Below are 25,006 nucleotides of genomic sequence, written 5' to 3'. Positions count from 1 at the left end.
CAATGCCGGCTCGTCGTTTCAACTCGTGCGGGATCGCTGGAAGCGATCGGTCACTCCGACTCCCACCACATCCAGAACTCGTCCCACAGGCGCTTGAAGAAACCGCCTTCCTCGACCGCGGCGATGGCGACCAGCGGCCGCTGGGCGACGACCTTGCCGTCGAGCATGACCTTGACCGTGCCGAGGGCCTGGCCCTTCTTGATCGGCGCGACCAGCGTCTTGGGCACGTCGATACTCGGCTTGAGCTGGGCGTACTTGCCGCGCGGCACGCTGACCAGCATCGGCTCGGCGACGCCGAACTGCACCTCGTCGGCCTGGCCCTTCCAGACCTTCTGCTTGGCGATCACCTTGCCGGTGTCGTAAAGCTTGTGGGTTTCGTAGAAACGGAAGCCCCAGTTGAGCAGCGCCTGGCTGTCGGTTGCGCGCTGGGCTTCGGAGGTCGAACCCATCACCACCGAGATCAGGCGCTGGTCGCCGCGCTGGGCCGAGGCCATCAGGCAGTAACCGGCCTTGGAGTGGTGACCGGTCTTGATGCCGTCGACCGTGGAATCGCGCCACAGCAGCAGGTTGCGGTTGGGCTGGGTGATCGGCCCGACCTTGAGTTCCTTGATCTTGTTGTACGAGTACGCGACCGGGAAATCGTGGATCAGGGCGCGGCCGAGCAAGGCCAGGTCGTGCGCGGTCGAGTAATGGTTCGGATCCGACAGGCCGTGCGGATTGACGAAGTGCGAGCCCTTCAGGCCGATGCGCGCGGCGTACTGGTTCATCAGCGCGGCGAAGGCGTCTTCGCTGCCGGCGACGTGTTCGGCCAGGGCGATCGCGGCGTCGTTGCCGGACTGCACCACCATGCCCTTTTCCATGTCGACCAGCGCCGCGGTCTTGTTGACCTCGAAGCCGGAGTAGCTGCCGTCGGTGGCCGCGCCGCCCTTGCGCCAGGCGTTCTCGGTCATCATCACCTGGTCGGTGTCCTTGACCTTGCCGCCGGCCATTTCGGCGGCAATCACATAACTGGTCATGACCTTGGTGATGCTGGCCGGCTCGACCCGGACGTCGGCGTCCTTGCTGGCCAGGATGTTGCCGCTGGCGGCATCCATGAGCACCCAGGCGGTGCCCTGGATCGCCGGCGGCGGCGGCACCGGCAAGGCGTCGCTGGCCGGTCGCGCGGCAGCCGGCGCGGCGGTCGCGGCGGCGGGCGTCTGCGCCCAGGCCGAGGCGGCGCCGACGGCGGTGGTGACCAGGAAGGCCGAGGTCAGCGCGGCGAAGGCGGCGGCGCGCGGGGTGAAGCGGACTTTCATCGTTGAACTACTCCGGGAGCCGGCGCTGCGCCGGCCAAGGTGTTGGGTGGTCTCCGGCGCGGCCGTCCTGGCGCCCGCCGCTGAAATTGCCGGAACCGGGCGATCCTTCCGGTTCCGCGAAACCGTGCATCCTGCCTCAGATGCGCGGTCGCTGCAGCCGCCGGCGGCGCCGGGGCGGCATGAATCGATCAATCGCGCACGCGCTGCGGCTGTCCGAACCCCAGACCGACGATACGCGCCGCAAGTTCCGGCGCGGCCGAGGCCTGCAGCGGGCCGACCCGCAAGCGCCAGACTTTCTGGCCGTTGGAGGCGTTGCCGTCGAGCAGGCGGGCGGCACCGATGCCGGCCCCACGCAGCATCGACAGGGCCCGGTCGGCATTGCTGCGGGCCGAGAAACTGGCGACCTGCAGGGTCACGTCGCTGCCGCTGGGGGCGGCGTTGCCTTCGACCGCGGCGGCGACCACGGCGGCCGCCTTGGACGGGCTCGGCGGCGGCGGCGCGGCGGCGGGCGCCGGCAAAGTGGCCGCGGACGCGGCGGCGACGGCGGTCGCGGGCGGCAGCTTGCCGGCCTTCTTGGCCGCCTTCTGCGCGGCGGCCAGGGCACGGGCCTGCTCTTTCTGCTGCTTGGCCATGGCGCGTTGCTCGGCCCGGGTCAGCGGCTTCGGCGGGGCAATGTCGGCGCCCTTGCCGGTGGCGACCCGGACCTGGCGCGACTTCATCCAGGTGTCGAACTCGTCGGCCGTCATCGACTTGCCGTTCTGCATCATGTCGAAGCGGTAGTCGTTGCCCGGCAGCAGCTTGCCGCCGGAAGCGGCGGACGGCTTGGCCGCGGCGACCGTGGTCGCCGGCTTGGCTGCGACAGCCGATGCGGCGGGCTTGCCGGTCGCGACCGTGGTCTTGACCGCGGCGCTGGCGGGCGCGCTGGCGAGCGTGGCCGGCTTGCCGGTGGCGATGCGCACGCCCGGCGGCAGTTCGCCGGCATTGGCGCTGGCGATCGGCATGGCTGAGACCAGCCGGTCGATCGCCGACGGCGAGCTCGGCTTGGCCGCGGCCGGCGGTGGGTTGTTGGCGGCGCTGGCGTAGACCGGCGGCGCGGCATCGCCCGGGTGCAGCGCGCGCACCTCGACCCGGCCGGTGCCGCGCTGGGTGATGCCGAGCTTGACCGCGGCGGCGTAGCTGAGGTCGATCACGCGGCCGTCGTGGAACGGGCCGCGGTCGTTGACGCGCACGGTCACCGACTTGCCGTTGTCGAGGTTAGTGACGCGGGCGAAACTCGGCAGCGGCAGCGACTTGTGCGCGGCGGTGAAGGCGTACATGTCGTACACCTCCAGGTTGGAGGTGCGCCGGCCGTGGAATTTCTGGCCATAGTAAGAGGCCGTGCCGCGCTCGAGATAGTCCTCGTGCGAATCGAGCACCTTGTAGCTCTTGCCGAGCACCTTGTACGGCGAACGGTTGCCGAACTGCGAGCGCGCCTCGGCGACGACCTCGGGCTCGGGAATCGCGTCGACGTCGGGGATATAGGTCGGCGTGGTGTCGGACACGCCCGGCGCGTACAGGCCGCCGGCCTTGTAGTTGCCGCGCTTGCTCAGGTCTTCCTGGGCCGGCGCGTACGGCGACTTCTTGCGGCCGCCGTGCGACTGCGCCGACGGCAGGCCGCTGGCGTGGACGCGATCGCGCTCCGGCAGGGCCAGGGCCTCGGAGGAGCCTTTCTTCGGTGCGCTGGCGCAGGCGGCCAGGGCCAGCGGCAGGACGGCGGCGGCCAGTCGCCCGATCATCGCGATCGGCGGCCGCTTCGTGCCCGGCCCGCTCATGCCCCGCCTGTCCATGCATGCACCGCATTGGCCGCAGGAGCGTTGGCTGCGGGGGCCTTGCCGGCAGCGGCGTTGCCTGCCGGAGCGGCGGGCTGGGCCAGCGCGGCGGGCGGAGTGGCGATATCGGTGGCCAAGGGATTCTCCCGTCCGGCGATCGCCTCGGCCAGCTGGTACACCGCCATCGCGTAGTGCTTGGAGATGTTGTAGCGGGTGATCGCGTAGAAGTTGCGGAAACCGAGCCAATACTCGGGACCGTTGACGCCGTCGAGGTTCAGCAGCGTCGCGGTCTCGGTCGGCGCCACCGTGCCCAGCGGACGATAGCCGCGTGCGGCCAGGTCGCTGAGCGAATACACCGGGTCCATGCTCTCGGGTACGAAATCCTGCGCGGTCGCGTCGCGGTTGGCGCGCACCGTCACCGGCCCGCCGCGCACCCAGCCGCCCTTCTTGACGAAGTAGTTGGCGACCGAGAAGAACACGTCGTCCAGATCGGTGAACAGATTGCGCTTGCCGTCGGCGTTGCCGTCGACCGCGAACTCGCGATAGCTGGACGGCATGAACTGGCCCCAGCCCATCGCCCCGGCGTAGCTGCCGATCAGGGTGGTGATGTCGATCTGCTCTTCCTTGCCGAGCGCGAACAACTGCGCCAGCTCGCCGCGGAAGAAGGCCTCGCGGCGGTTCTCGCGGTCGGCCTTGGCCGGGTCGCCGCTGCGCGGATAGGCGAACGCCAGGGTATAGAGCGCATCGACCACCGAGTACTTGCCGGTGTTTTTGCCGAAGCTGGTTTCCACGCCGATGATCGAGACGATGATTTCGGCCGGAACGCCGGTCGCGGCCTCGACCCGCGCCAACTGGGCGCGGTGCTCGGCCAGGAAGGCCTGGCCGCCGTCGATGCGGGCCTGGGTGATGAAGATCGGGCGGTAGTCCCGCCACGGCTTGGCCTCGGCCGGGCGCGACATCGCCGCGACGATGCCCTCGCGGATCTGCGCCTTGGCCAGCACCGATTCGATGTAGACCGGATCGACGCCGTAGCGGCTGGCGGTATCGCGCACGAACTCGGCGCGCGCCTGCGCCAGCGGCATCGGCTTGACCGGCTCGGGCAGCGCGGGCGTGCCGACGACGGGCGTCGGCGCGGCGACCGGGGCCGGCGGTTTCGGCGCCGGGGCGGCCGCGAGGGTAGACGTCGGGATCGGCGGCGTCTGCGTGGCGCAGGCAGCCAGGGCGATCATGAGTGCGCAAAACAAGGCGCGACGGGCAGTTTGGCGTCGGGTCATCGCGGCGAGGTTAGCACGCGAAAGCGGGGCAAAAAACCTTGGGTTTGCGGGACTTAACCGATTTTATTCATGTCAGGTTGTCGAATCGGAAGCGGGCGGCGCGAGGCGACGGCGCCGCCCGCACCGTCATGCTCAACATGAATAGCGCTCGTCGAGACTGTCGTCTCGGCGCGGCTCATCCGAGCAAGGCGTTGCCGATGGTGAGGTGCAAGGCCGGTTGCGACTCGCGCGGCAGGCCGAGTTCCTCGCGCAGGTCGAGCAGCGCGGGACAGCGCACCTCGCACCAGACATAGCCCTGTGTTTCTTGTGGATACGGGTCGTAGTCGAAGGCTATCGTCGCCCCGTCCAAGCGTTTCCACGCCGCCGGTTTCGGCGGCGTTTCGCCGCGCACCACCGAGACATGCGTCCCCCACAACGGCGCCTGCAGGCTGCGCGTGCGGCGATGGCCGATCCAGAACTGCTGGCGCAGGTAGCGGCCGAGCTCGGGGTCGCCGTCCACGATCAGCCACCACAAGGTGCTGCCGCCGTCGCGGCGGGTGTGGCCGCCGCGGCCCAATGGCGGGCTGTAGCGCAGAGTGCCGCTGGAGGGAAGCCAGATGGACGACATGCGATGGCCCACGAAAACAGGCATCAAAAACGATACCCGGATATGCGCATGGTGATGCGCGCACTCAAACATCCGATGTGATCGAAGCCGTGCGCGACGGCCCGGGCCAGGACGCCGAGCGTACGCGCGTTGCTGGCGGAACCCGCGGCCACGACGACCGCCGGCGCTTGAGTGCAGTACGCGGCAGCTCACTTAGGCTCGTACCCACAGCGGACACGATCGCCGCCGGCATCAACCCCGATTGAAGAACGACGCCTGCAGGAACCGCATCCCCGCCAGCACCTGGGCCACGCGCTCCTCCGACAACGCCCCGATCCGCTCGCCCAATCGCGTTTTGTAGATCGACGACACCTGCGAAACGACCACCACGCTCTGCTTGAGCAGGCCGCCCTCGCCGGGTTCGAGCAAGACGTTGCCGGGCTCGCTGATACGCCCGATGTTGGAGCTGAGCGCGCACACGATCACGGTGCTGATGCGCGAGTGGTTGAACAGATCGTCCTGCACCACGACGTGCGGATGCGCGACGCCGGGCACCGAACCTCTCGACGGGTCCGGCGGCAGCCAGAACAGATCGCCGCGGTTCACGGTTCCACGGAAAACACTGCGGTGGGCCTCTTCTTCTCTATCCATCGGATGCATCGCTCGGCATGTCTGCGGTTCGCTTCGCTAACGGATCGGACTGGGAAGCAGCGAAGCCGGACGCCGCCCGATCAGGCAGATCACCTGGACTGCCTGACGAAACGCCAGCCAAGAATGCCGGTGCCGGCCGAGAATACGACGAACAGCCAGAAAGCGATCCTTCCGTTGCTCAAGCGCGCCTGATGGGCCGCTTGCGGCTGCACGACTATCTGCTCGTTGACGGTGAGGGCCCAGACCCCGGAGTGGTCGGCCGGCGAAAAACCGACCGTTGCCGTATTGCCTGGTTTGATCAGGCGGCGCGCAAGCGCCGCCTTCGGCAGGATGCTTGTGTAGCCGAATTCGCGCCCGGCGACGAAAAACTCGATGCGGTTGCGATGCACCTCCGTATTGGAGATCACGCCCGTCAGATACTCGAAATGAGTCGGCATCGGCTCCAGCGACGCTCGCCAGCCCCACAGCGCGGCCAGCGATACCGCGGCGCTCAGCGCAACGTGATACCAGGCAGTCCGCTCCGCCTTGCTACGAAATGCCGCTTTGTCAGTCCTGATGATCATCGAACTTGCCGACCCAACGAGCCCGGCAGTTTAACGGCTTCGCTACCGAAGCTCGTCCAAGCGAGATGGCAGCCATCGCCCCTGCCAATCGGCAAACGCCCGCTGCACTGCCGCCCTGCCCCGCATCCGCCATCGCTCCACGGATCTTCGTTGAAGATCCGGACAGCGCAGGACGCCATCTCATCGAGACTCGCCGGCCTGCTACTTCAGCGACCGAAACTGGCCTAGACTTTGAATCGACAGCGACGTCGTTCAGCTGCCGCGCGTTCGAGCCAAGACCTGCCGCTACCCACCGAGGAAGCAAGCGCATGATTGATGGCAACCGACTCGTCGATCTTCTCGGACACTCCTCGGCCCAGGCCAGCCTGGCCCGCTACCTCACCGATGCCGGCATGATCGAGCGGCCGCAAGGCCCGGACGTCGTCCAGTACCTCGACTTCGACGACCTCGGCCTCGCGCTGATCTTCACCGTGGCGAGCCTCTACCGGGAAGAGATCGGAGAGCCGCGCGACGACGGCTATTGGATCCTCAGCGGCATCCATTTCTACAACCGCCACCAGAACGGCCAGAACGACAAGTTCGCCGGCGTGCTGCCGTACGAGTTGAGCTTCGAATTCAACCGGGCCCGGACCGCGGCCGCCCTGGGCACGCCGATCGTCGACGAGGAAGACGACGGCTATGTCATGAACACCTTCCGGGCCGATAACGAAATCGTCGTCACCACCTCGACCGCCGTCGATCACGGCGAGGCGCTTTGGTTCAAGGTCGAGAAGATCGACAAATTCCACAAGGAACGGGGCGACGTCTGATCGTTCTTCCGGGGACGCGACTGCAGCAGCGGCAGCGTTGCCGGCGAGAACGCCGGTCCGCTCGGCGGTCTGGGCTTATCGCCCGAACTCCGAATCCAGAATCGGTTCCACCGCGAGCACATGCCAAGCCCCGAACACCACCAAGACGCGGTCGTGCTCGCGCATCGCCCGTTCGATGGAAGCGATCAGGCGACGATCCCTCACGGCATTGGTACTGCGCGCCAATTCGCTGAGCCGACCGTTGTCATGAATCGGGCTGGCCAGGTCCGGGTTCCAGCCCTTGCTCGTCAAAGGCTGGCCGACCAGGCGTCGATATTCGTGCAGAAAGCCTGACCATCGGTCCGAGCCCTCGCGCTTCGGCAGACCGTTTGCAACCAGATAGTCGGTGTAGAAGGCCGCGTATTGGGCCGCGGACGCCTTGAGGTCCGGATTGCGGCGGGTTCCTATCAGGCGCTGCGCCACCATGAATACGAGAATTTCTTCGGCGCTGTGGTGGGCCAGCAATGCCGCGATCTCTTCCCTTACCGATGCATCGCCGCTGCGGATCGGGACACCGCGCCGGTGCGCCAGATAGGCGATGAAGCCGAGATCGGCGCCACGCGCTATCGCCGCATCCTTCGACATGGTCTTGAGGTCGTCGGGGATTTGGCTTTCGTGCAGCACCAGCTGCGGGCGGACACGCTCGAACACGGCTTCGATGTCGCCGTACATTGGCGAGTGCGGATTACTGAGGTGCCTGGTACCGAGCACTACGAGGTGCTTGGCGCCGACCTTGCGCTCCCACACGTAGGGTCGCGTCGCCGACTTTCCGCCCTCCGGCAGTTTCAGGTAGCTACGCGCCGCGACGCGCCTTCCGCTTTCGCCGGCGAGCGCCTGCGGTAAGGCCGCAATGACGAGCAATAGAAGTACCAAGGGTACGGAACGAACGATCGCGAATCCTTTCATGCCGCCTCCTGCGAGAAAGAAATGCTCAGCCCAGCTCGGAACCGTTCCGCTACGCGCGCGCGATCAGACGCCGGCGCACCCCGTCGAACTCAACGCCCGCCATGCACCGGCCGGTGCGCGCGCACCGCCATCACCACGCCGAGGCCCGCCAACAGAGACACCGCCGAGGTGCCGCCGTAACTGAGCAGCGGCATTGGCACGCCGACCACCGGCAACAGGCCGGAGATCATGCCGCCGTTGACGATGACGTAGACGAAGAAAGCCAGGCCCAAGGCGCCTGCGATCAATCGCGAGTAGCCGTCGCGGGCGTCGGCGGCGATCCACAGGCAGCGGCCGACCACGAACAGGTACAAGGCCAGCACCACGATCACGCCGACCCAGCCGAACTCTTCGCTGAGCACGGCGAAAATGAAGTCGGTGGTGTGTTCGGGCAGGTAGTTGAGGTGCGACTGCGAGCCTTGCAGCCAGCCCTTGCCGGTCATGCCGCCGGCGCCGATCGCGATCTTCGACTGGATGATGTTCCAGCCGGTGCCGAGCGGGTCGGTTTCGGGGTTGAGGAAGGTCAGGATGCGGTCTTTCTGATACGGCCGCAGCAGCCAGAACCAGGCCACCGGCGCGGTCGCGGCGACGGCGCCGAACGCGGCGCCGAACCACCACCACGGCAAGCCCGCCAGGTACAGGGCGAAGGCGCCGCTGATGCCGACCAGCATCGCGGTGCCGAAGTCGGGCTGAAGCAGAATCAAGGCGGTCGGTGCGCCGATCAACACCGCGGCGATCAGCACGGTCTTGAGCTTCGGCGGCAAGGCCTCGCGATTGAGATACCACGCGACCATCATCGGCAGGCTCAGCTTTAGCAACTCGGCCGGCTGGAAATAAAACACCTTCAGGTCGATCCAGTGCCGACCGTGTTTGCCGGTGCCGACGATGAGCACCAGCAGCAAGGGAATCATCGACAGCGCGTAGACCAACGGGGTCCAGTTGCGCAGCTGCGACGGCGGCATGCGCGACAGCCCCCACATCGCCAGCAGGCCGACGCCGAAGCGCGAACCCTGCGCGATCACCATGCGCATGGAGTGTTCGCCGGCGCTGTACAGCACCGCCAGGCCGATCGCCATCAGCGCCAGCAAGGCGGCCAACATCATCAGGTCGAGGGTGCGGGTGAAGCGCTGCAGCAGATCCCACAGGTAGCGCAGGATCACTTTCATCGGCGCGGCTCCGCCGCCGGCGCGACGGTCGGCGCGGGCTCGGGTGCGACGGGCTCGTCCTCGGGTTCGCCGGAGGCGTCGTCGGCGGCATCGCTCGGCACGGCATCGGCCGGCGCTTCGGCGCCCGGCAATTGCGGGCGCAGCAGCGGCCGGCGTTCGAGCGCCTGCGGCGCACGGCCCGGTTGCGCGGCGACCACGGCGTTCGCCGCGGCCACGCTCTCGGCCCAGGCGCCGTTGACGGCGACCGGCACGATCCTGGGTTCGCTCTCTGCGGGCGCAGCCTCGTCGGCCTTGTTGGCGTCGGCCGCGGCCAGTTTCGGCACCGCCGGCGGCTCGTTCTTGCCCGGCAGGGGCTCGGGCATCTTGCCGAGCAACCAGGCGTCGAAGATCTTGCGCGCGATCGGCGCGGCGGTGCTGCCGCCGTAACCGCCGTGCTCGACCACCACCGCCACCGCGATGGTCGGGTTCTCGGCCGGCGCATAACCCACGAACAAGGCCTGATGGCGCAGATGCAGCGGCAGCGAATGCGGATTCATGCTGACGTTGCCCTTGCGGCTGATCTTCTGCGCGGTGCCGGTCTTGCCGGCCATGCGGTAGGGCGCGCCGCGCGCCATCACCTTCGCCGTGCCGCGCCCGCCGTGGATGGTCGAGACCATGCCTTCCTGCACCGCACGCAGGTGCGCGGGGTTGTCGGTGATCAAGGTCGGCGCGGCGACTTGCTTGGGCAGCCACGGCGCTTCGTAGCCGGTGCGGCTTTCACGCACCAGGTGCAGTTGCTGCAGATGGCCGCCGTTGGCGATCGCGGCGGTGCCGCGCGCGAGTTGCAGCGCGGTCACCACCCAATAGCCCTGGCCGATGCCGGCGATGACGGTTTCGCCCGGGTACCAGCCTTCCTTGCTGCGCTTGGCCTTCCACTGCGGCGACGGCAGGATGCCGATGTTCTCGCCGGCCAGGTCGATGCCGGTCTTCTGGCCGAAGCCATAGCGCGTCATGTACTGGTCGAAACGGGCGATGCCCATCTCCAGCGCGAGCTTGTAGTAGTAGGTGTTGACCGACTGGGCGATGGACTCGCGCAGGTCGACCCAGCCATGGCCGCCGCCGTGCGAATCGCGATAGCCGCGCTTCTGCCCGGGGATGTGGAACTCGCCGGTCGACAGGGTGCGGTCTTCGGCGCGGCGCAGGCCGCTGTCGAGGCCGGCCAGGGCGACGAAGGGCTTCATGGTCGAACCCGGCGGGCCGCCGCCGAGCACGTTGCGGTTGAACTGCGGCCGCGACGGATTGCCCGACAGCGCCTTGTAGTCGACCGAGGAAATGCCGTTGACGAACAGATTGGTGTCGTAGCTCGGCAGACTGACCATCGCCAGCACCTCGCCGGTGCGCGGATCGACCGCGACCGCCGAACCGTCCATGTCGCCGAACGCGGTGATCATGGCCTGCTGCAGGTCCATGTCGATGCTCAGGCGCAGGTCGGCGCCGGGCTTGGCCGGGACGTAGCCGACCTGGCGGATCGGCCGGCCGTCGACGTTGGTCTCGATCTGCTCGTAGCCGATCTGGCCGCGCAACTGCTCGTCGTAGAAACGCTCCAGGCCGGTCTTGCCGGTGTGGGTCAGCACGCCGGCGTTCTGGCCCATCGCCTCCTCGTCCTTGGTGTCGATGCGCCCGACGTAGCCGATCACGTGCGCGAACAGCGAACCATAGGGATAGCGGCGGTTGAGGTAGGACACCAGTTCGACGCCGGGGAAGCGCCAGCGGTCGACCGCGAACGCGGCGACCTCTTCGTCGCTGACCCGCATCTTCAGCACGATCGGCTTGAAGCCGCGCGTGGCCTTGCGCTCGCTCTCGAAGCGGGCGATCTCCTCGGGCGTCAGCGCAACGACCTGGGCCAGCTGCGGCAGCCAGTCCTTGCTGTCGCCGGCTTCGCTGGGGGTGACCTCGATGCGGAACGCCGGCACGTTGTCGGCGAGGATGCGGCCTTGGCGGTCGTAGATCAGCCCGCGCCCCGGCACCACCGGCCGCAGCTTGACCCGGTTGGCCTCCGAACGCATGGCGTAGTCGTCGTGCTGCCAGACCTGCAGGCGGAAGTACCAGAACCCCAGGCCGATCACCCCGAGCAGGACGAAGGCGAAGGCGATCGCGGCGCGGGCGCGGAACTGGTCCGCCTCGGCCGCGGCGTTCTTGAGGACGCGTTTCTTGATCGGGCTGCGGCGCGGGCCCATCTCAGCGCCTCCGCCAGCTGCCCAGACGCAGCGCGTCGAGCAACAGGAAAATCAGCGGCCACAGCAGCATGCCGGCCAGCGGCGACAGCCAGAACGTCGACGGCAACGCCGGCTCGCGCAGGACCACATGGATCGCCGAGGTGACGATGCGGTCGTTGAGCATCAGGCCGCCGACCGCGAGCGCTTGCTGCGACAGCGGGAAGAACCGCAGGCGGGCGCGGAAGCGCTGCAGGATGAAGGCCATGACCACCAGGCGCAGGGCCTGTTCGCCGAGCAGGCCGTCCGAGACCAGGTCGCCGGCCAGGCCGACCAGGAAGGCGAAGCCCAGGCCGACCCGGTCTGGGTCTTCGATCACCCAATAAGCCAGGACCAGACCGAGCCAGTACGGCCGCAAGGGCAGCAGGAACTGCGGCAACGGCAACAGGCTCAAGGTCAGCGCCGCGATCAGGCTGACCGGCAACACCCAATGGTGGCGGGCGCGGGTCATCGATCGTCTCCGGCGGCAGGCGCGGACGGGGCGGTGGACTTGGGCGCGGCCGGGATGCGGTCGCGCGCGACCGGCGTCTGGGCCGGCGCTCGGGTGGCCGAGGCGGTAGGCGTCGTGGGGGTGGCGTTGCGGCCGGCGCCATTGCCGCCAGCGCGGGCGTTTGCGACCGCAGGCACGGCCGCCGTGTTCGGCGTCGCCGCAGCGCCGCTGGCGGTCGCAGGCGCGGTAGCGGCAGCAGGACCCGGCGCCATCGCCGGCTGCGTGTCGAATTGCGTGGTATCGGCCGGCGGCGGCGGCAACGACAGCAGCACCAGCACTTCGCGGCCGCGATCGAGCTGGGCGGCCGGGCGCACCTCGCCGACCAGGAAGGCGCGGCTGTCGTCGGGACGCAGCGCGGTGATGGTGCCAACCGGGAAGCCCGACGGGAAGCGTCCGCCCAGGCCCGAAGTCACCAGTACGTCGCCGACCCGGACGTCGCTCGACAGCGGCACGCTGCGCAGGGTCAGGCTGTCGCTGCGGCCTTCGCCGTAAACGACCAGACGCACGCCGTTGCGCGCCACCGCGACCGGCACCGCATGCGAGGCGTCGGTGATCAGCAGCACGCTGGCGTGCAAAAGGGTAATGCCGGTGATCTGGCCGAGCAGGCCGCCGGCGTCGATCACGCTCTGGCCCACCCGGACCCGCTCGCGGCTGCCGGCGTCGAGCACCAGGCGCTGGCGGGTGGGGTCGAGGTCGATATCGAGAATCGGCGCCAGGACCACGTCCAGGTTGCCGCGCTCGGCCGCTTCGAGCAGGCCGCGCAGGCGCTGGTTGTCGGCGGCGACCGATTGCAACCGTGCCATGCGCGCCTGGTTGACCAGGGCTTCGTTGCGCAGGCGGCGGTTTTCGTCGGTGAGCTGGCTCATGGTGCCGGCGTCGTCGCTGACGCGCTCGACCAGGCGCCCGGGCCATCCGGCGACCGCCCACAGCGGCGCCACGAACAGCGCGGTCTGCTTGCGTGCCTGGTTGAGCCAACCGCCGCGATGATCGAGCACGATCAGCACGACCGCCAGAGCCAGGTACGCCAACAGGCGCAGCGTGTCGGCGACTTCGCCGCTACGGGCTGCGGTGGGTGGACCGGCGTAAGGGGGCATTAGAGCCGGAAATGGGCAATGGAGAGTGGGGGATCGGAAAAGCGCGACGCGGCGACCATCGGGCGCCGCGCACGAAACCTTACTTCAGTTTGCGGACCGCGTGGGCGAGAGGGAAACCGGGACGACGACGAAACGGCTTTCGACGATTTCCGAATCCCCATTCCCGCCTCTCCTGCTTACTCAGGCGCGAAGAACTCGTTGCCGTGCATGTCGACCAGTTCCAGGGCGCGGCCGCCGCCACGGGCGACGCAGGTCAGCGGATCGTCGGCGACCTGCACGTGCAGGCCGGTTTCCTCGCTGATCAGGCGGTCCAGGTCGCGCAGCAGCGCGCCGCCGCCGGTCAGGACGATGCCGCGCTCGGCGACGTCGGCGCACAGTTCCGGCGGGGTCTGCTCCAGCGCCAGGCGGATCGCCGAAACGATGCCGGCCAGCGGCTCGCGCAGCGCTTCCAGCACTTCGTTGGAGTTGATCTTGATCATCTTCGGCACGCCCTCGGCGAGGTTGCGGCCGGAGACCTCGATGGTGGTGGCGCGTTCCTGCGGGTAGGCGCAGCCGATCTCGAGCTTGATGCGCTCGGCGGTGGCTTCGCCGATCAGGGTGCCGTAGGTGCGGCGCACGTAGTTGATGATCGCCTCGTCGAAGCGGTCGCCGCCGATCCGGACCGAGGCCGAGTAGACGATACCGTTGAGCGCAATCACCGCCACTTCGGTGGTGCCGCCGCCCACGTCGACCACCATCGAGCCGCGCGCCTCGGTCACCGGCATGCCGGCGCCGATCGCCGCGGCCATCGGTTCCTCGATCAGGTAGACCTCGCGGGCGCCGGCCTCTTCGGCCGATTCCTTGATCGCGCGGCGCTCGACCTGGGTCGAGCCGCAGGGCACGCAGACCAGCACGCGCGGGCTCGGGCGCAGGAAGCGCGATTTGTGCACCTTGCGGATGAAATGCTTGAGCATTTCCTCGGTGTAGGTGAAGTCGGCGATGACGCCGTCCTTCATCGGCCGGATCGTGGTGATGTGCCCCGGGGTGCGGCCGAGCATCTGCTTGGCCTCGCCGCCGACCGCCGCCACCGTCCGGTTTCCGCCGATCAGCCGGTCCTGGCGCACTGCGACCACGGACGGCTCGTTCAGGACAATCCCTTGCCCGCGCACATAAATAAGTGTGTTGGCCGTGCCCAGGTCGATGGACAGGTCATTGGAGAACATGCCGCGAAACTTCTTGAACATCGGGGGATTGGGCCGTCAAAAGTAGGGGCGGAGTGGGGGCGTTAGCCTAGCAACCGCCCCCCCTGCGAGCAAGGAAAATCAACGGTTTCGAGCGAACTGGGCCGTTCAGGAGCGGCGGTGGATACCCTGGGGATAACCCTGGGTCGGGGTGCCGGCGGACCCTGCCGGCCACCCCGGACCGACCCGGTCGAGGCCCGATCCGCACCCTGCCCGACCCCGGACCCGGGTCACCGATCGAGTGGGTCGCAAGCCCGGCAAAGCACATTAGGAACTGGCCGCGAGAGGTCTCAGCCGCTACCCTACGCCGCCGGCCGGTGATGGACCGCCGCGCTTTTCTATTTCTTATTGGGGTGAACATGTCTGCGCTGATCTGCGGCTCACTGGCTTACGACACCATCATGGTGTTTCCGGACCAGTTCAAGAACCACATCCTGCCGGACAAGGTTCATATCTTGAATGTGTCGTTCCTGGTGCCGCGCATGCGCCGCGAGTTCGGCGGTTGCGCGGGCAACATCGCCTACAACCTCAAGCTGCTCGGCGGCGATCCGATTCCGATGGCCACCGTCGGCCAGGACTTCGGTCCGTATCGCGAGTGGTTCGTCGATCAGAAGATCCGCCTCGACCACGTCAAGGAAATCCCGGAGCTGTTCACGCCGCAGGCGTTCATCACCACCGATCACGACAACAACCAGATCACCGCCTTCCACCCCGGCGCGATGATGCGTTCCTACGAGAACCACGTGCGCGACGTGAAGGACGTGAGCTTCGGCATCGTCAGCCCCGACGGCCGCGAAGGCATGTTGCAGAACGCGACCGAATTCGCCGAAGCCAACATCCCCTTCATCTTCGATCCCGGCCAGGCGATGCCGTTGTTCAACGGCGAAGAACTGCGTCACTTCATCGAGCAGGCCGACTACGTCACCGTCAACGACTACGAGTCCAACCTGCTGCAGGAACGCACCGGCTGGAGCGAAAAAGACATCGTTTCCCGGGTCAAGGCCTACATCACCACGCGCGGCCCGCACGGCTCGCAGATCCACACGCCGGAGAAGAGCTACGACGTTCCGCCGGCGCACGAGCGCCGCGTGACCGACCCGACCGGCTGCGGCGATGCGTTCCGCGCCGGCCTGATCTTCGGCATCGAGAAGGGCTACGACTGGCTGACCATCGGCCGCATGAGCAACCTGATGGGCGCCCTGAAGGTCGAGCACCCGGGCACCCAGAACCAGCGCTTCGACTACGAAGAATTCGCCGAACAGTTCCGCCAGCAGTTCGGTTACGCGCTGTAAGGCTGGGAATCGGGAATCGGGAATCGAAATTATTCGAAACCGCCCACCGAAACCGCACCAGCGCCTGCCGCATGCGACAAACAAAAATCCCGGCCCCGGCCGGGATTTTTCGTTTCCGCGTACTCCCCCGCCTGTGTAGGAGCGACGTAAGTCGCGACCCAAGATCACCGCACACCCCACCGGGTAGGAGCGGCGCAAGCCGCGACACGCCATCGCAACAACGACGCAACCGCGATGTCGCGGTCGCGACTTACGTCGCTCCTACAGGGGGCAGCACGCGGGCACGGACATTCCGTTCCCCCTGCCTTCCCAAGGCTCGTGTAGGAGCGACGTAAGTCGCGACCCAAGATCGCCGCACCACACCAGGGTAGGAGCGGCGCAAGCCGCGACACGCCACCGCAACAACGACGCAACCGCGATGTCGCGGTCGCGACTGACGTCGCTCCTACAGGGGTCAGCACGCGGGCACGGACATTCCGTTCCTCCTGCCTTCCCACGGCTCGTGTAGGAGCGACGTCAGTCGCGACCCAAGATCGCCGCACCCCACCAGGGTAGGAGCGGCGCAAGCCGCGACATGCCACCGCAGCAACGACGCCATCGCGATGTCGCGGTCGCGACTTACGTCGCTCCTACAGGGGTCAGCACGCGGGCACGGACATTCCGTTCCCCTGCCCTCCCAAGGCTCGTGTAGGAGCGACATAAGTCGCGACCCAAGATCGCCGCACCCCACCAGGGTAGGAGCGGCACAAGCCGCGACATGCCACCGCAACAACGACGCTACCGCGATGTCGCGGTCGCGACTCGCGTCGCTCCTACCCTTAAGGCGGCGGCGCGATGGACTCGCCGCGCCAACGCTCGAACGCGGCCGCATCACCGGCATACACGTTCAGATCCACCGGCCCGACGATGCCGTCGACACGGGCGCGATTGTGGTACTGCCACAGCGCCCAGGCCGCACGCATATCCGGCGCATGCACGATCGAACGCCGCCACAGCGCGCGTGCCGGCAGCGACTCGCGATAGGCATCGAAGAATTCCGGAGTGACGTACAGCAGCGCCGGTTTCGCATAGGCGCTTTCGACCACAGCGAGGAAGGCGTCGAGCTCGACCCGCATCGCCGCGCCATCGGGGCGCGCCCCGCAGTTGCCGCCGAATTCCAGATCGACCGCGGGCGGCAGGGCGTCGGCCTCGACCGGCACGGCCGCGATGAAGTTGCGTGCCTGCTCGGCGCCGCTGCGGCAGAAGGTGAAGAAATGATAGGCACCGGTCGCGATCCCCGCCGCCCGCGCGCCACGCCAATTCTCGGCGAACAAGCGGTCGCGATGGTCGCCGCCTTCGCTGGCCTTGAGGTAGGCGAAAGCGACATCGTCGCGCGCCACCGCCGTCCAATCGATCGCGCCTTGGTGATGCGACACATCGATACCGCGCAAGGGATAGCGCTCGCGATCGGGCTGCCAATGCAGGAAACCCCACCATGCCAGCGCGGCTGTGGCAGCGGCGATCAATGCCAGAGCCAACACCCAGCCGAGCAGTTTCTTCAGGCGCGTCATGCGGGCGGTTGCGATGGGACCACTGATTACTTCCAGCCCGGCAACTTGTCCTGCTTCAATCCGCCCACGTCGAAGCTCGCCGTGCGGGTGCCGCCGGCCTTGACCGGGAATTCGATGGTCAGTTCCTTCGCCTGGCCGACGCCGCGCCACAACGCACGCTCGTCTTCGACGAACATGGCGATGGCTTCGTCGGTCTTGGGGCGGCTGCCGGCCATGACCTTGGTTTTGCCGTCGAAGCCGATCTTGAGCTTGCAGCCGCCATAGCAGTTGAAGTCGCCGACCTGCAGCACGAGGTAGCTGCTGCGGCCCCAGTCGGGGTGGTCGCGGAAGATCAGCTGCACCGGGCGCGGCGTCTTGCCGTCGGTCTCGACATTGGCACGGGCGTAGATCGAGGCCGACAACTGCGTACCGGCCTTGCCCTTCGCGGTCTTCACCGGCGTACTCATGTACGACCACAGCGATTCGACGCGGCGCTGCTCGCGCACTTCCTTGGCCTTGGCCTGCGCTTCTTCGTACAGGGGACGCACGCGGTCGGCGGTCGGCGTGCCCGGGTATTTCGAGGTCACTATCTCGCCGTGGGCCGCGGCCATTTCCCAGTTTTTCTGCCCGTAGGCGCTGTCGAATTCCTTGGCGGCGGTGGCGGCAGCCTGTTCCTGCTGCGCGGCCTTGGCGGCTTCGGCGATCTTCGGGTCGGGCTGTTTGCAGGCGGCCAGCGCGATCGCGGCGGCGAGCAGGATGGTGGCGTTGCGCAGTGTCATCGCGGCGTTCCCTTGGCTATCAGTTGATCCACGGCCTCGGCGACGGCGTCGGGCTGTTCCATCACCGACATGTGGCCGCAACCGTCCAGCAGTACCCGCTGCGCTTGCGGCAGACGCACCGCGAACAGCTCCAGGGCGCTGGCATCGATGACCGCGTCCTGGCGGCACCATAGCAGCAGCGCGGGCTGGCCGATGCGCTCGGCCTCGTCGCCGGGCAGGAAGCGCTCGTCGCCGCGGCCTATCTTGTCGAGCACGGATTGCTCGAACCCCGCCTCGCGCTTGCGCCGCTCGATGTAGATGCCGTCGGCCGGCCACGGAATGACCGGCTTGGCGCGCTCGTCGTAGAACAGGATGTCGAGGTAGTGCTTGAGGCTGGCGGCATCGCTGACCGCGAACGGGTTCTTGCCCTCAAGCACTTCGCGGCCGAACACGTTGTCCTTGAAGCGCACGCCGGCCGAGTTGAACAGGGCCACGCGATCGACGTCGCGGGGATGGCGCGCGGCGGTCAATGCGGCAATGCCGCCGCCCATCGAATGACCGAGCAGCACGACCGGGCTGCCTGGCTTGCGCGCGACCTGCTCGATGAAGCGCGCGACGCGGTCGTTCTGGGCGACGAAACCGTAATCGGCGCCGCGCTTGCGCTCGCTCTCGCCCCAGCCCGGCAGGTCGGGCACGAACACGCGATAGCGGCCGCGCAGCCGCTGCGCCAGCAAGTACCAGTTTTCCTTGCCGCCGGTGAAGCCGTGCACCATGACCACGGTCGGCGCGTTCGCCGGCGCTTCGTCGTTGTAGGCGTAAACCCAGCGGTGATCGTCGACCTGCGCGGCATTGCGGCCCAGCCCGGCGACGAGGCGCTGGCGCGCGTAATCGCCGAGCACCACACGATAGGGATCGCGCCACAGCCACCACAGCAGCGCGCACAGCAAGACGGCCGCCACCAGGGCGACCGTCTTAAGCAGGCGACGCAGGGTCATGCGCTCGCGCTTAGTTGGCCGCGGCCTGCGGCGCGGACTTGGCCTTGGCGATCACCGCCTCGACCGAAGCGGTCGTGATCGGGTGATAGCCGGGCTTGGCCTTGGCGAAAGTGTCCTCGGCCAGCTTCAGGCCTTCCGGCGTTTTCACCAGTTCGCCGTAGGTCGGCATGATCAGCTTGCGGCGGCCGATCTTCTGCAGGAACGCGGCGATGGCCTGGTCGGCCTGGCGATAGCCGCTGCGCACCGTCAACGGATACCAGCGCTGGGCGATCTCGCCGTTCGGGGTGCCGGTGAAGCGATAGGCGGCATCGAGCGCGCTGAGCTGCTCGACCTTGAGCGTTTCCGGCATGCCCTCGATGAAGTGCACCCATTCCTGCGTGCTCCACTTCGCGGTCAGGGCCTTGTCCGGCAGCGTGCCGGCTTCGGTCCAGGCCTTGCGCGCGGCGTCGACCGCGTCGAAGCGCGGCGACTGCGTGGCCGGCGCCGACTTCGGGATGCCCGGGCCGTAGATCCATTCCTCCAGCTCGGCCTCGCTGACCTTGCCCGGATGCTTGGCGAGCAGGTTGGCCTTGGCGTATTCGACGAACTTGGTGGTCGGGATGCTCTGGAACGCGAAGTGGTCGAAGTAGCTGCGCAGGAAGGGGTCGAACACCTCGCGGCCGTAACGCTGCTCGAGGAACTGCAGGAACCAGGCGCCCTTGGTGTAGACGGTGGCGCTGCTGGCCTCGTCCGGGTCCTTCAGCGTGCCCGGCTTCAGCGCCAGCGCCTGCAGCTTGGGATCGATGGTCTTGAACTCGGCGGCGAGTTCGTTGCGGCCGATCACGTTCTCCATGTCGGAACGCTCCTTGCCGTACAGCGCCTCGACGATGCGGTTTTCGACGTAACTGGTGAAGCCTTCGTTGAGCCAGCCGTCCTTGCTGCTGGAGAAGGTCACCAGGTTGCCGGACCAGCTGTGCGCGAGTTCGTGCGCGACCAGCGACACCAGCGACTTGTCGCCGACGATCACGGTCGGGGTGGCGAAGGTCAGGCGCGGATTTTCCATGCCGCCGTACGGGAACGACGGCGGCAGCACCAGGATGTCGTAGCGCTCCCAACGGTAGGGGCCGTACAACTGCTCGGTGGTCTCCATCATCTTTTCGGTGTCGGCGAATTCGGTCGCGGCCTTCTTCACCATCGAAGGCTCGGCCCACACGCCGGCGCGGTTGGAGATCGGCTGGAACACCAGGTCGCCGGCCGCGATCGCAAGCAGGTACGACGGAATCTTCTGCGGCATCTTGAAGCTGTAGTCGCCGTCGCGCGCCGCCTTGGGATCGTTGTCGGCGCTCATCAGCACCATCGCGTCCTTCGGCCCGGTGACGTGGGCGGTGTAGGTGAAGCGCACGCTCGGCGTGTCCTGCAGCGGCACCCACGAACGTGCGTGGATCTGCTGCGACTGGCTGAACATGAAGGGCGTCTTCTTGCCCTCGGTCATCGACGGCTCCAGCCACTGCAGGCCCGAGGCGTTCGGCGAAGTAACGTAGCTGACGCGCACGCGCTTGCTGCGCTCCGGCACCTCGATGGTGAGCTTGCTGCCGAGGGTCTTATCGGCATCGGCCAGGGCGAACTTGAGGTCGACCCACTTGCCGTCGGCGCGCTCGCCGACGACTTTTTCGATCGTCAGGTCGCGGCTGTCGAGGACGAGCTGGTTGGCCTTGGGATCGGCCCAGTCGAGGGTGTAGGTGGCGCTGCCGGTGAGGGTCTTGCTGGCGAAGTCGACCGCGAGCTGCAAGGCCAGATCGTCGATGCGGACCAGGTCGGGCTGGGCGTAGGAATGCTCGTCGCGGTCGGCCGCGGCAGCGGTGTCGTTCACTTTGGCCTCCGGCGTCGTCGCGGGCGGGGTGGAGTCGGCGGCAGGGGTCGCGGCATCGCGCGAGCAGCCGGCGGCGGCGGTCAGGGCCGCGACAAGGCAAACGGTCAGGATCGAAGAACGCATGAAAGGTCCACGGACGACGGGTCGAGCGCCCGAGTTTAGCGCCTCGCCCGCGGCCCGGCATGGTGCAGCGCGTCGCCGCGCTTGGCGCTTGGCGGTTGGCGGTGCCGCGACCGGCCGCAGCGGCGCAACGCTGCTTTCCGCGACCGGGCGCACGCAACGATGCTTCCCATCGCCGCCGTAGGCGCGCGCGGGGCCGCCTGCCACGATCGGCGCCATTCCCTCCCCTTCTTCAAGGAACACCGACATGACGCTTCTCGCAGGCAAAGTAGCCCTGGTCACCGGCGGCAGCCGCGGCATCGGCGCAGCCATCGCACGCCGCCTCGCCGCCGACGGCGCCGACGTGGTGTTGACCTATGCGCGCGCCGCCGAGCAGGCCCAGGCGGTCGTCGCCGAGATCCAGGCCGGCGGCCGCCGCGCCCTGGCCATCGCCGCCGACAGCGCCGACCCGCAGGCGGTGACCGCCGCGGTCGAGCGCACCGTCGCCGAATTCGGCCGCCTCGACATCGTCGTCAACAACGCCGGCGTGTTCGCCTACGGCCCGTTCGAGGACGAGAGCGCCGAATCCTACGAGCGGGTCATGGCGATCCACGTGCGTGCGCCGTTCGTGGCCGCGCAGGCCGCCTCCAAACACCTGCCGCGCGGCGGCCGCATCATCACCATCGGCAGTTGCCTGGGCGAACGCGTCGGCGCGCCGAACATGACCCTGTACTCGATGAGCAAGGCCGCGGTGATCGGCTTGAGCAAGGGCCTAGCGCAGGACCTCGGCGCGCGCGGCATCACCGTCAACGTGGTCCAGCCGGGCCCAGTCGACACCGACATGAACCCGGCCGACGGCGAAGGCGCCGACGCGCAGCGCGCCGGCCTGCCGCTCGGCGAATACGGCCGCCCCGAAGATGTCGCCGCGACCGTCGCTCACCTGGCCGGCCCCGGCGGCAACTTCATCACCGGCACGGCGATTTCGGTGGATGGCGGGTTTTCGGCTTGAGGTTGGATAGAGGCTCGAGGTTCCGGCCATCCTCCGGACGACGGTGAGCCTCGTTTCCAAGCAGCTACACCGAAGACTTCAGAACGCTGTTGCGGTGTAGCCCTGGGTCCCCGCCTGCGCGGGGACGACGGTTGGTGGGTTGCGCCTCGCCCTGCAGGTAGGTTGCGCCGTGCCCTGTCAGCCGTCATCTCCGCGAAGGCGGAGATCCAGAGACTTCAGCGCCATGCATCGATAAACCCCCGAGAAAGCGGAAGCGCCAATAAAAACGCCGGGAGTTTCGTCCCGGCGTTTTTCGTTACTCACGCTGCGCCGAGCGCTCGCCTCAGACCTTGTAACCGGTATGGATGGCGCAGATGCCGGCGCTGAGGTTCTTGTAGTCGACGCGGGCGAAGCCGGCTTCGACCATCATTTTCTTGAGCTCGTCCTGCGGCGGGTGCTTGCGGATGCTCTCGGCCAGATAGCGGTAGCTCTCGCTGTCGTTGGCGAACAGCTTGCCGAGTTTCGGCAGCACGTTGAACGAATGGAAATCGTAGATCGGCTTGAACCAGTCGGCCTTCACTTCCGAAAACTCGAGCACGCGCGCCTGGCCGCCGACCTTGAGCACGCGCAACATCTCGCGCAATGCCGCGTCCTTGTCGGTCACGTTACGCAGGCCGAAGGCGATGGTGACCAGGTCGAAGCTCGCATCCGGGAACGGCAGCGACTCGGCATTGCACTGCACATACTCGAAACCGGAGATGCGGCCCTGGTCGGTCATGCGGTCGCGGCCGACCCGCAGCATCTCGCGGTTGATGTCGCCGAGCACGATGGTGCCGCTGTCGCCGACGCGGTCGCGCAGCAATGCGGCGATGTCGCCGGTGCCGCCGGCCAGGTCGAGCACGCGGTCGCCGCGGCGGACCTGCGCGGTCGCGGTGAAATAGCGCTTCCAGACCCGATGGATGCCCAGGCTCATCAGGTCGTTCATCAGGTCGTAGCTGCCGGCGACCGAGGAAAACACTTCGCCGACCAGCTTGCGCTTCTCGCCCTTGGGGACGTCGCGGAAACCGAAGTGGGTGGTGTCGGGCTTGGGGGTCTGTTCGCTCATGCCGGGATTATCGCACGCCCGCCGGCCGGGCTCGGTTGCGGAACCGGCCTGCACGGTCGCGTCGGCCCGGCCCGCCAAAGGCCCGGCAAGGCTTCCACTCGGGCCTGAGACGAACGACCAGCCCGCCCCGCCCCACGCCCCACCGGGCTCTGCCAGAATCCGGCCATGAACACCCTGAGCTGGCATGCCAAACCCTTCCGCGAGCTGAGCGCCGACGAGCTCTACGAGCTGCTGCGCCTGCGCTCGGAGGTGTTCGTGGTCGAGCAGAACTGCGTCTATCTCGATCCCGACGGCAAGGATCGCGATCCGGACGCAATCCACCTGTTCGGCCGCTTGGCCGACGGCACGCTCGCCGCCTACCTGCGCATCCTGCCGGCCGGGCTGAGCTATCCGCAGGTCAGCTTCGGCCGCGTTCTCACCGCACCCGCGCACCGCGGGCAGGGCCATGGCGGGCCGATGATCGAGGCCGCGCTGATCGAAATCGAACGGCGCTGGCCCGGGGCCGACGTGCAGATCGGCGCGCAGGCGCATTTGCAGGGCTATTACGGCCGCTACGGATTCGAGCCCTCGTCCGAGCCCTATGTCGAAGACGGCATCCCGCACATCGATCTGCTGCGACGCGGGCGGGGCTGAGCGCTCCGCGCGCAGGGCGAATCGAAGGCAGCGGGCTCGACCGCGCCGCGCCGCCGCGCCAGACTGGGCGCCATCGAACCGGAGCCTTTCATGATCGCCACGCCCGACTACCGCGCCCTGCTCAAGACCGCCGTCGCCGAAGCCCGCCAGGGCCTGGCCGAAGGCGGCATCCCGATAGGCGCGGCGCTTTACCACAACGACGGCCGCCTGCTCGGCTGCGGCCACAACCGTCGCATCCAGGAAAACGACCCCTCGGTGCACGGCGAGACCGACGCTTTCCGCAAGGCCGGCCGCCAACGCCGTTACCGCGACACCATCATGGTCACCACCCTGGCGCCGTGCTGGTACTGCAGCGGCCTGGTGCGCCAGTTCAACATCGGCACCGTCGTGGTCGGCGAGTCGGTGAACTTCAGCGGCGGCGTCGATTGGCTGCGCGAGAACGGCGTCAACGTGATCGACCTGGCCGACCCGGAATGCATCGAGATGCTCGGCGGCTACATCGCCGCAAACCCGGACGTGTGGAACGAAGACATCGGCGAGGACTGAGTCGCGCGCAGCGTGTGCGGCCGTTCGCGTTGCCGCACACGGCCCCGTGCAAGCCCGCGGCGACGGGTGCAGAATCCTTCGCAATGCGCCTACCGCCGACCGACGCCAGCATCCGTCCTTACCTGCTGAGCGATTGGCCGCGCCTGTGCGCAATCCACGACCGCGCGCGCCTGGACGAACTGCGGCTCAGCGCCGATGTCGCCGCCTTTCGCAGCCTGGCGCGCACCGCGCACAGCGAGGGCCTGTTCGACGGCCGTCTCGACGTCGCCTCGATCGACACCGTCGTGCAGGGCTTCGTCGCCTACAAACGCAATTCCTTGAATTGGCTGTACGTGCACCCGGACTGCTACGGCCGCGGCGTCGGCCGCCGCCTGTTGCGGCACGCGCTGGCCGATGCCGGGCCGGTGGTGACCACGCTGGCGCTGGCCGGCAACGAACCGGCCCTGCAGTTATACCGCTCGGAAGGTTTCGTCGAGATCGAACGCCGCCCCGGCTGGCTCGCCGGCAGCGAACAGTTCCCTACCGTGGGCGTGCTGCTCGAATTGCGCCGCTGATCAAACCGGTTTCATCACCATCAGCCAGAAGATCGCCATGACGCTGAGGAAGGCCGGCCAGCCGAGCCAGAACCACCAACGCATGGTGCGCCGATAGGCCGCCGACAGGGGCGCGCCGAGCGCCGCGGCTTCGGCCGCCAGACGCCGTGCCCGCGCCTGCAGCCACAGCACCGGCAACCAGCAGGCGCCGACCACGAAGAACAACAGCAACGCGGTCTTGAGCCAGAACACCGAGAACGGGATGCCGAGCCGCCAGGTCAGCCACATGCCGCTGACGAACTGCACGATCACCGCCGGCGCGGTGAAGCAGGCATCGGCGATCACCACCGTGCGCGCGGTCTCGGCGATCACCTTGGGGTCGCCGCGCCGATGCGCGATCCAGAAGAAAAACGCGATGCCCAGGCCGGTGCCGAACAACAGGGTCGACGACAGGATGTGAATCCACTTCACCCACAGATAATCCATG

General features: G+C 67.8%; 23 protein-coding genes and 1 pseudogene. 6 read left to right on the top strand and 18 right to left on the bottom strand.

What is annotated here, in order from left to right:
• Positions 1-50: 50 nt before the first annotated feature.
• From LC490_RS22860 to LC490_RS22835, 6 genes and pseudogenes are all read right to left on the bottom strand, one after another.
• Entirely contained in the window at positions 51-1,295 is a 1,245-nt protein-coding gene (locus LC490_RS22860; protein ID WP_036148605.1) for a D-alanyl-D-alanine carboxypeptidase family protein, read from the bottom strand.
• A gap of 188 nt (positions 1,296-1,483) precedes the next feature.
• On the bottom strand, positions 1,484-3,070 hold the full coding sequence (locus LC490_RS22855; RefSeq protein ID WP_223621785.1) for a septal ring lytic transglycosylase RlpA family protein: 1,587 nt from the start codon (positions 3,068-3,070) through the stop codon (positions 1,484-1,486).
• A gap of 164 nt (positions 3,071-3,234) precedes the next feature.
• A pseudogene (gene mltB, locus LC490_RS22850) lies at positions 3,235-4,377 on the bottom strand (lytic murein transglycosylase B); the annotation flags it as partial.
• A gap of 175 nt (positions 4,378-4,552) precedes the next feature.
• Complete coding sequence (locus LC490_RS22845; protein WP_223621723.1) at positions 4,553-4,984, bottom strand: hypothetical protein; 432 nt, start codon at positions 4,982-4,984, stop codon at positions 4,553-4,555.
• Between the two features lie 231 nt (positions 4,985-5,215).
• Positions 5,216-5,614 (bottom strand): type II toxin-antitoxin system PemK/MazF family toxin, encoded by a 399-nt coding sequence (locus LC490_RS22840; protein WP_223621722.1) that lies wholly within the window; start codon positions 5,612-5,614, stop codon positions 5,216-5,218.
• A gap of 89 nt (positions 5,615-5,703) precedes the next feature.
• Positions 5,704-6,177 (bottom strand): hypothetical protein, encoded by a 474-nt coding sequence (locus LC490_RS22835; protein ID WP_223621721.1) that lies wholly within the window; start codon positions 6,175-6,177, stop codon positions 5,704-5,706.
• 308 nt (positions 6,178-6,485) lie between these two features.
• Between LC490_RS22835 and LC490_RS22830 the strand changes: the two genes are divergently transcribed.
• Complete coding sequence (locus LC490_RS22830; RefSeq protein ID WP_223621720.1) at positions 6,486-6,986, top strand: hypothetical protein; 501 nt, start codon at positions 6,486-6,488, stop codon at positions 6,984-6,986.
• A 75-nt stretch (positions 6,987-7,061) separates the two neighbouring features.
• Here LC490_RS22830 and LC490_RS22825 read toward each other — a convergent pair whose 3' ends face one another.
• The 6 genes from LC490_RS22825 to LC490_RS22800 all read right to left on the bottom strand — a co-directional run bounded on the left by LC490_RS22825 (position 7,062) and on the right by LC490_RS22800 (position 14,195).
• Positions 7,062-7,931: a hypothetical protein gene (locus tag LC490_RS22825; protein ID WP_223621719.1), complete on the bottom strand. Its 870-nt coding sequence runs from the start codon at positions 7,929-7,931 to the stop codon at positions 7,062-7,064.
• An 89-nt stretch (positions 7,932-8,020) separates the two neighbouring features.
• On the bottom strand, positions 8,021-9,136 hold the full coding sequence (gene rodA / locus LC490_RS22820) for a rod shape-determining protein RodA (protein ID WP_031372075.1): 1,116 nt from the start codon (positions 9,134-9,136) through the stop codon (positions 8,021-8,023).
• Positions 9,133-11,352, bottom strand: coding sequence for a penicillin-binding protein 2 (gene mrdA, locus LC490_RS22815; protein ID WP_343223038.1), 2,220 nt, complete (start codon positions 11,350-11,352; stop codon positions 9,133-9,135). The genes rodA and mrdA overlap by 4 nt, the downstream gene beginning before the upstream one ends.
• A 1-nt stretch (position 11,353) precedes the next feature.
• Positions 11,354-11,839 carry a rod shape-determining protein MreD gene (gene mreD / locus LC490_RS22810; protein ID WP_031372077.1) on the bottom strand — a complete coding sequence of 162 codons (486 nt, stop codon included), beginning with the start codon at positions 11,837-11,839 and terminating at the stop codon, positions 11,354-11,356.
• Entirely contained in the window at positions 11,836-12,972 is a 1,137-nt protein-coding gene (gene mreC / locus LC490_RS22805; protein WP_223621718.1) for a rod shape-determining protein MreC, read from the bottom strand. The genes mreD and mreC overlap by 4 nt, the downstream gene beginning before the upstream one ends.
• 176 nt (positions 12,973-13,148) lie before the next feature.
• Positions 13,149-14,195: a rod shape-determining protein gene (locus LC490_RS22800; RefSeq protein WP_031372079.1), complete on the bottom strand. Its 1,047-nt coding sequence runs from the start codon at positions 14,193-14,195 to the stop codon at positions 13,149-13,151.
• 356 nt (positions 14,196-14,551) lie between these two features.
• Here LC490_RS22800 and LC490_RS22795 point away from each other — a divergent pair, with 356 nt between their 5' ends.
• Positions 14,552-15,484, top strand: coding sequence for a carbohydrate kinase family protein (locus LC490_RS22795; protein ID WP_031372080.1), 933 nt, complete (start codon positions 14,552-14,554; stop codon positions 15,482-15,484).
• A gap of 818 nt (positions 15,485-16,302) precedes the next feature.
• On the opposite strand, the gene LC490_RS22790 is transcribed toward LC490_RS22795, so the two are convergent.
• From LC490_RS22790 to LC490_RS22775, 4 genes are read right to left on the bottom strand one after another with little or no spacing between them, the layout of a single operon-like run.
• Positions 16,303-17,034 carry a GH25 family lysozyme gene (locus LC490_RS22790; protein WP_223621717.1) on the bottom strand — a complete coding sequence of 244 codons (732 nt, stop codon included), beginning with the start codon at positions 17,032-17,034 and terminating at the stop codon, positions 16,303-16,305.
• 26 nt (positions 17,035-17,060) lie between these two features.
• Positions 17,061-17,792, bottom strand: a complete 732-nt coding sequence (locus tag LC490_RS22785) for a hypothetical protein (protein WP_223621716.1) — start codon at positions 17,790-17,792, stop codon at positions 17,061-17,063.
• Positions 17,789-18,766, bottom strand: a complete 978-nt coding sequence (locus LC490_RS22780; protein WP_223621715.1) for an alpha/beta fold hydrolase — start codon at positions 18,764-18,766, stop codon at positions 17,789-17,791. The genes LC490_RS22785 and LC490_RS22780 overlap by 4 nt, the downstream gene beginning before the upstream one ends.
• 10 nt (positions 18,767-18,776) lie before the next feature.
• The gene (locus tag LC490_RS22775; protein WP_223621714.1) at positions 18,777-20,738 is read right to left on the bottom strand and encodes a M1 family metallopeptidase; all 1,962 of its coding nucleotides are present in this window, start codon (positions 20,736-20,738) and stop codon (positions 18,777-18,779) included.
• A 244-nt stretch (positions 20,739-20,982) separates the two neighbouring features.
• Between LC490_RS22775 and LC490_RS22770 the strand changes: the two genes are divergently transcribed.
• Positions 20,983-21,723 carry a 3-oxoacyl-ACP reductase family protein gene (locus LC490_RS22770; RefSeq protein WP_223621713.1) on the top strand — a complete coding sequence of 247 codons (741 nt, stop codon included), beginning with the start codon at positions 20,983-20,985 and terminating at the stop codon, positions 21,721-21,723.
• Between the two features lie 322 nt (positions 21,724-22,045).
• On the opposite strand, the gene ubiE is transcribed toward LC490_RS22770, so the two are convergent.
• Positions 22,046-22,807 (bottom strand): bifunctional demethylmenaquinone methyltransferase/2-methoxy-6-polyprenyl-1,4-benzoquinol methylase UbiE, encoded by a 762-nt coding sequence (gene ubiE, locus LC490_RS22765; RefSeq protein ID WP_031372828.1) that lies wholly within the window; start codon positions 22,805-22,807, stop codon positions 22,046-22,048.
• 165 nt (positions 22,808-22,972) lie between these two features.
• Between ubiE and LC490_RS22760 the strand changes: the two genes are divergently transcribed.
• The 3 genes from LC490_RS22760 (at position 22,973) to LC490_RS22750 (ending at position 24,540) form a co-directional block, all read left to right on the top strand.
• The gene (locus LC490_RS22760; protein ID WP_223621712.1) at positions 22,973-23,440 is read left to right on the top strand and encodes a GNAT family N-acetyltransferase; all 468 of its coding nucleotides are present in this window, start codon (positions 22,973-22,975) and stop codon (positions 23,438-23,440) included.
• A 90-nt stretch (positions 23,441-23,530) separates the two neighbouring features.
• Positions 23,531-23,986: a nucleoside deaminase gene (locus tag LC490_RS22755; protein WP_031372830.1), complete on the top strand. Its 456-nt coding sequence runs from the start codon at positions 23,531-23,533 to the stop codon at positions 23,984-23,986.
• A gap of 83 nt (positions 23,987-24,069) precedes the next feature.
• Positions 24,070-24,540, top strand: coding sequence for a GNAT family N-acetyltransferase (locus tag LC490_RS22750; RefSeq protein WP_031372831.1), 471 nt, complete (start codon positions 24,070-24,072; stop codon positions 24,538-24,540).
• Here the strand turns inward: LC490_RS22750 and LC490_RS22745 are convergent, their stop codons facing one another.
• The gene (locus LC490_RS22745) at positions 24,541-25,005 is read right to left on the bottom strand and encodes a DUF2269 domain-containing protein (protein WP_057916683.1); all 465 of its coding nucleotides are present in this window, start codon (positions 25,003-25,005) and stop codon (positions 24,541-24,543) included.
• Between the last annotated feature and the right edge of the window lies 1 nt (position 25,006).

Source organism: Lysobacter sp. ESA13C (assembly GCF_019970005.1).
In the GTDB taxonomy this organism is placed as follows: domain Bacteria; phylum Pseudomonadota; class Gammaproteobacteria; order Xanthomonadales; family Xanthomonadaceae; genus Lysobacter; species Lysobacter antibioticus_B.
Note: the sequence above shows the minus strand (reverse complement) of the source record. Positions and strands in the feature narration are given on the sequence as shown.

What these genes read in the sequence shown, in the direction of transcription:
- LC490_RS22795 (WP_031372080.1), top strand. Translation starts at nt 14,552, where the DNA reads ATGTCTGCGCTGATCTGCGGCTCACTGGCTTACGACACCATCATGGTG.
- LC490_RS22855 (WP_223621785.1), bottom strand. Translation starts at nt 3,070, where the DNA reads ATGATCGGGCGACTGGCCGCCGCCGTCCTGCCGCTGGCCCTGGCCGCC.
- rodA (WP_031372075.1), bottom strand. Translation starts at nt 9,136, where the DNA reads ATGAAAGTGATCCTGCGCTACCTGTGGGATCTGCTGCAGCGCTTCACC.
- ubiE (WP_031372828.1), bottom strand. Translation starts at nt 22,807, where the DNA reads ATGAGCGAACAGACCCCCAAGCCCGACACCACCCACTTCGGTTTCCGC.
- LC490_RS22755 (WP_031372830.1), top strand. Translation starts at nt 23,531, where the DNA reads ATGATCGCCACGCCCGACTACCGCGCCCTGCTCAAGACCGCCGTCGCC.
- LC490_RS22790 (WP_223621717.1), bottom strand. Translation starts at nt 17,034, where the DNA reads ATGACGCGCCTGAAGAAACTGCTCGGCTGGGTGTTGGCTCTGGCATTG.
- LC490_RS22785 (WP_223621716.1), bottom strand. Translation starts at nt 17,792, where the DNA reads ATGACACTGCGCAACGCCACCATCCTGCTCGCCGCCGCGATCGCGCTG.
- LC490_RS22825 (WP_223621719.1), bottom strand. Translation starts at nt 7,931, where the DNA reads ATGAAAGGATTCGCGATCGTTCGTTCCGTACCCTTGGTACTTCTATTG.
- LC490_RS22775 (WP_223621714.1), bottom strand. Translation starts at nt 20,738, where the DNA reads ATGCGTTCTTCGATCCTGACCGTTTGCCTTGTCGCGGCCCTGACCGCC.
- LC490_RS22745 (WP_057916683.1), bottom strand. Translation starts at nt 25,005, where the DNA reads ATGGATTATCTGTGGGTGAAGTGGATTCACATCCTGTCGTCGACCCTG.
- LC490_RS22860 (WP_036148605.1), bottom strand. Translation starts at nt 1,295, where the DNA reads ATGAAAGTCCGCTTCACCCCGCGCGCCGCCGCCTTCGCCGCGCTGACC.
- mreC (WP_223621718.1), bottom strand. Translation starts at nt 12,972, where the DNA reads ATGCCCCCTTACGCCGGTCCACCCACCGCAGCCCGTAGCGGCGAAGTC.
- LC490_RS22840 (WP_223621722.1), bottom strand. Translation starts at nt 5,614, where the DNA reads ATGGATAGAGAAGAAGAGGCCCACCGCAGTGTTTTCCGTGGAACCGTG.
- LC490_RS22750 (WP_031372831.1), top strand. Translation starts at nt 24,070, where the DNA reads ATGCGCCTACCGCCGACCGACGCCAGCATCCGTCCTTACCTGCTGAGC.
- LC490_RS22830 (WP_223621720.1), top strand. Translation starts at nt 6,486, where the DNA reads ATGATTGATGGCAACCGACTCGTCGATCTTCTCGGACACTCCTCGGCC.
- LC490_RS22780 (WP_223621715.1), bottom strand. Translation starts at nt 18,766, where the DNA reads ATGACCCTGCGTCGCCTGCTTAAGACGGTCGCCCTGGTGGCGGCCGTC.
- mrdA (WP_343223038.1), bottom strand. Translation starts at nt 11,352, where the DNA reads ATGGGCCCGCGCCGCAGCCCGATCAAGAAACGCGTCCTCAAGAACGCC.
- LC490_RS22845 (WP_223621723.1), bottom strand. Translation starts at nt 4,984, where the DNA reads ATGTCGTCCATCTGGCTTCCCTCCAGCGGCACTCTGCGCTACAGCCCG.
- LC490_RS22770 (WP_223621713.1), top strand. Translation starts at nt 20,983, where the DNA reads ATGACGCTTCTCGCAGGCAAAGTAGCCCTGGTCACCGGCGGCAGCCGC.
- LC490_RS22760 (WP_223621712.1), top strand. Translation starts at nt 22,973, where the DNA reads ATGAACACCCTGAGCTGGCATGCCAAACCCTTCCGCGAGCTGAGCGCC.
- LC490_RS22800 (WP_031372079.1), bottom strand. Translation starts at nt 14,195, where the DNA reads ATGTTCAAGAAGTTTCGCGGCATGTTCTCCAATGACCTGTCCATCGAC.
- mreD (WP_031372077.1), bottom strand. Translation starts at nt 11,839, where the DNA reads ATGACCCGCGCCCGCCACCATTGGGTGTTGCCGGTCAGCCTGATCGCG.
- LC490_RS22835 (WP_223621721.1), bottom strand. Translation starts at nt 6,177, where the DNA reads ATGATCATCAGGACTGACAAAGCGGCATTTCGTAGCAAGGCGGAGCGG.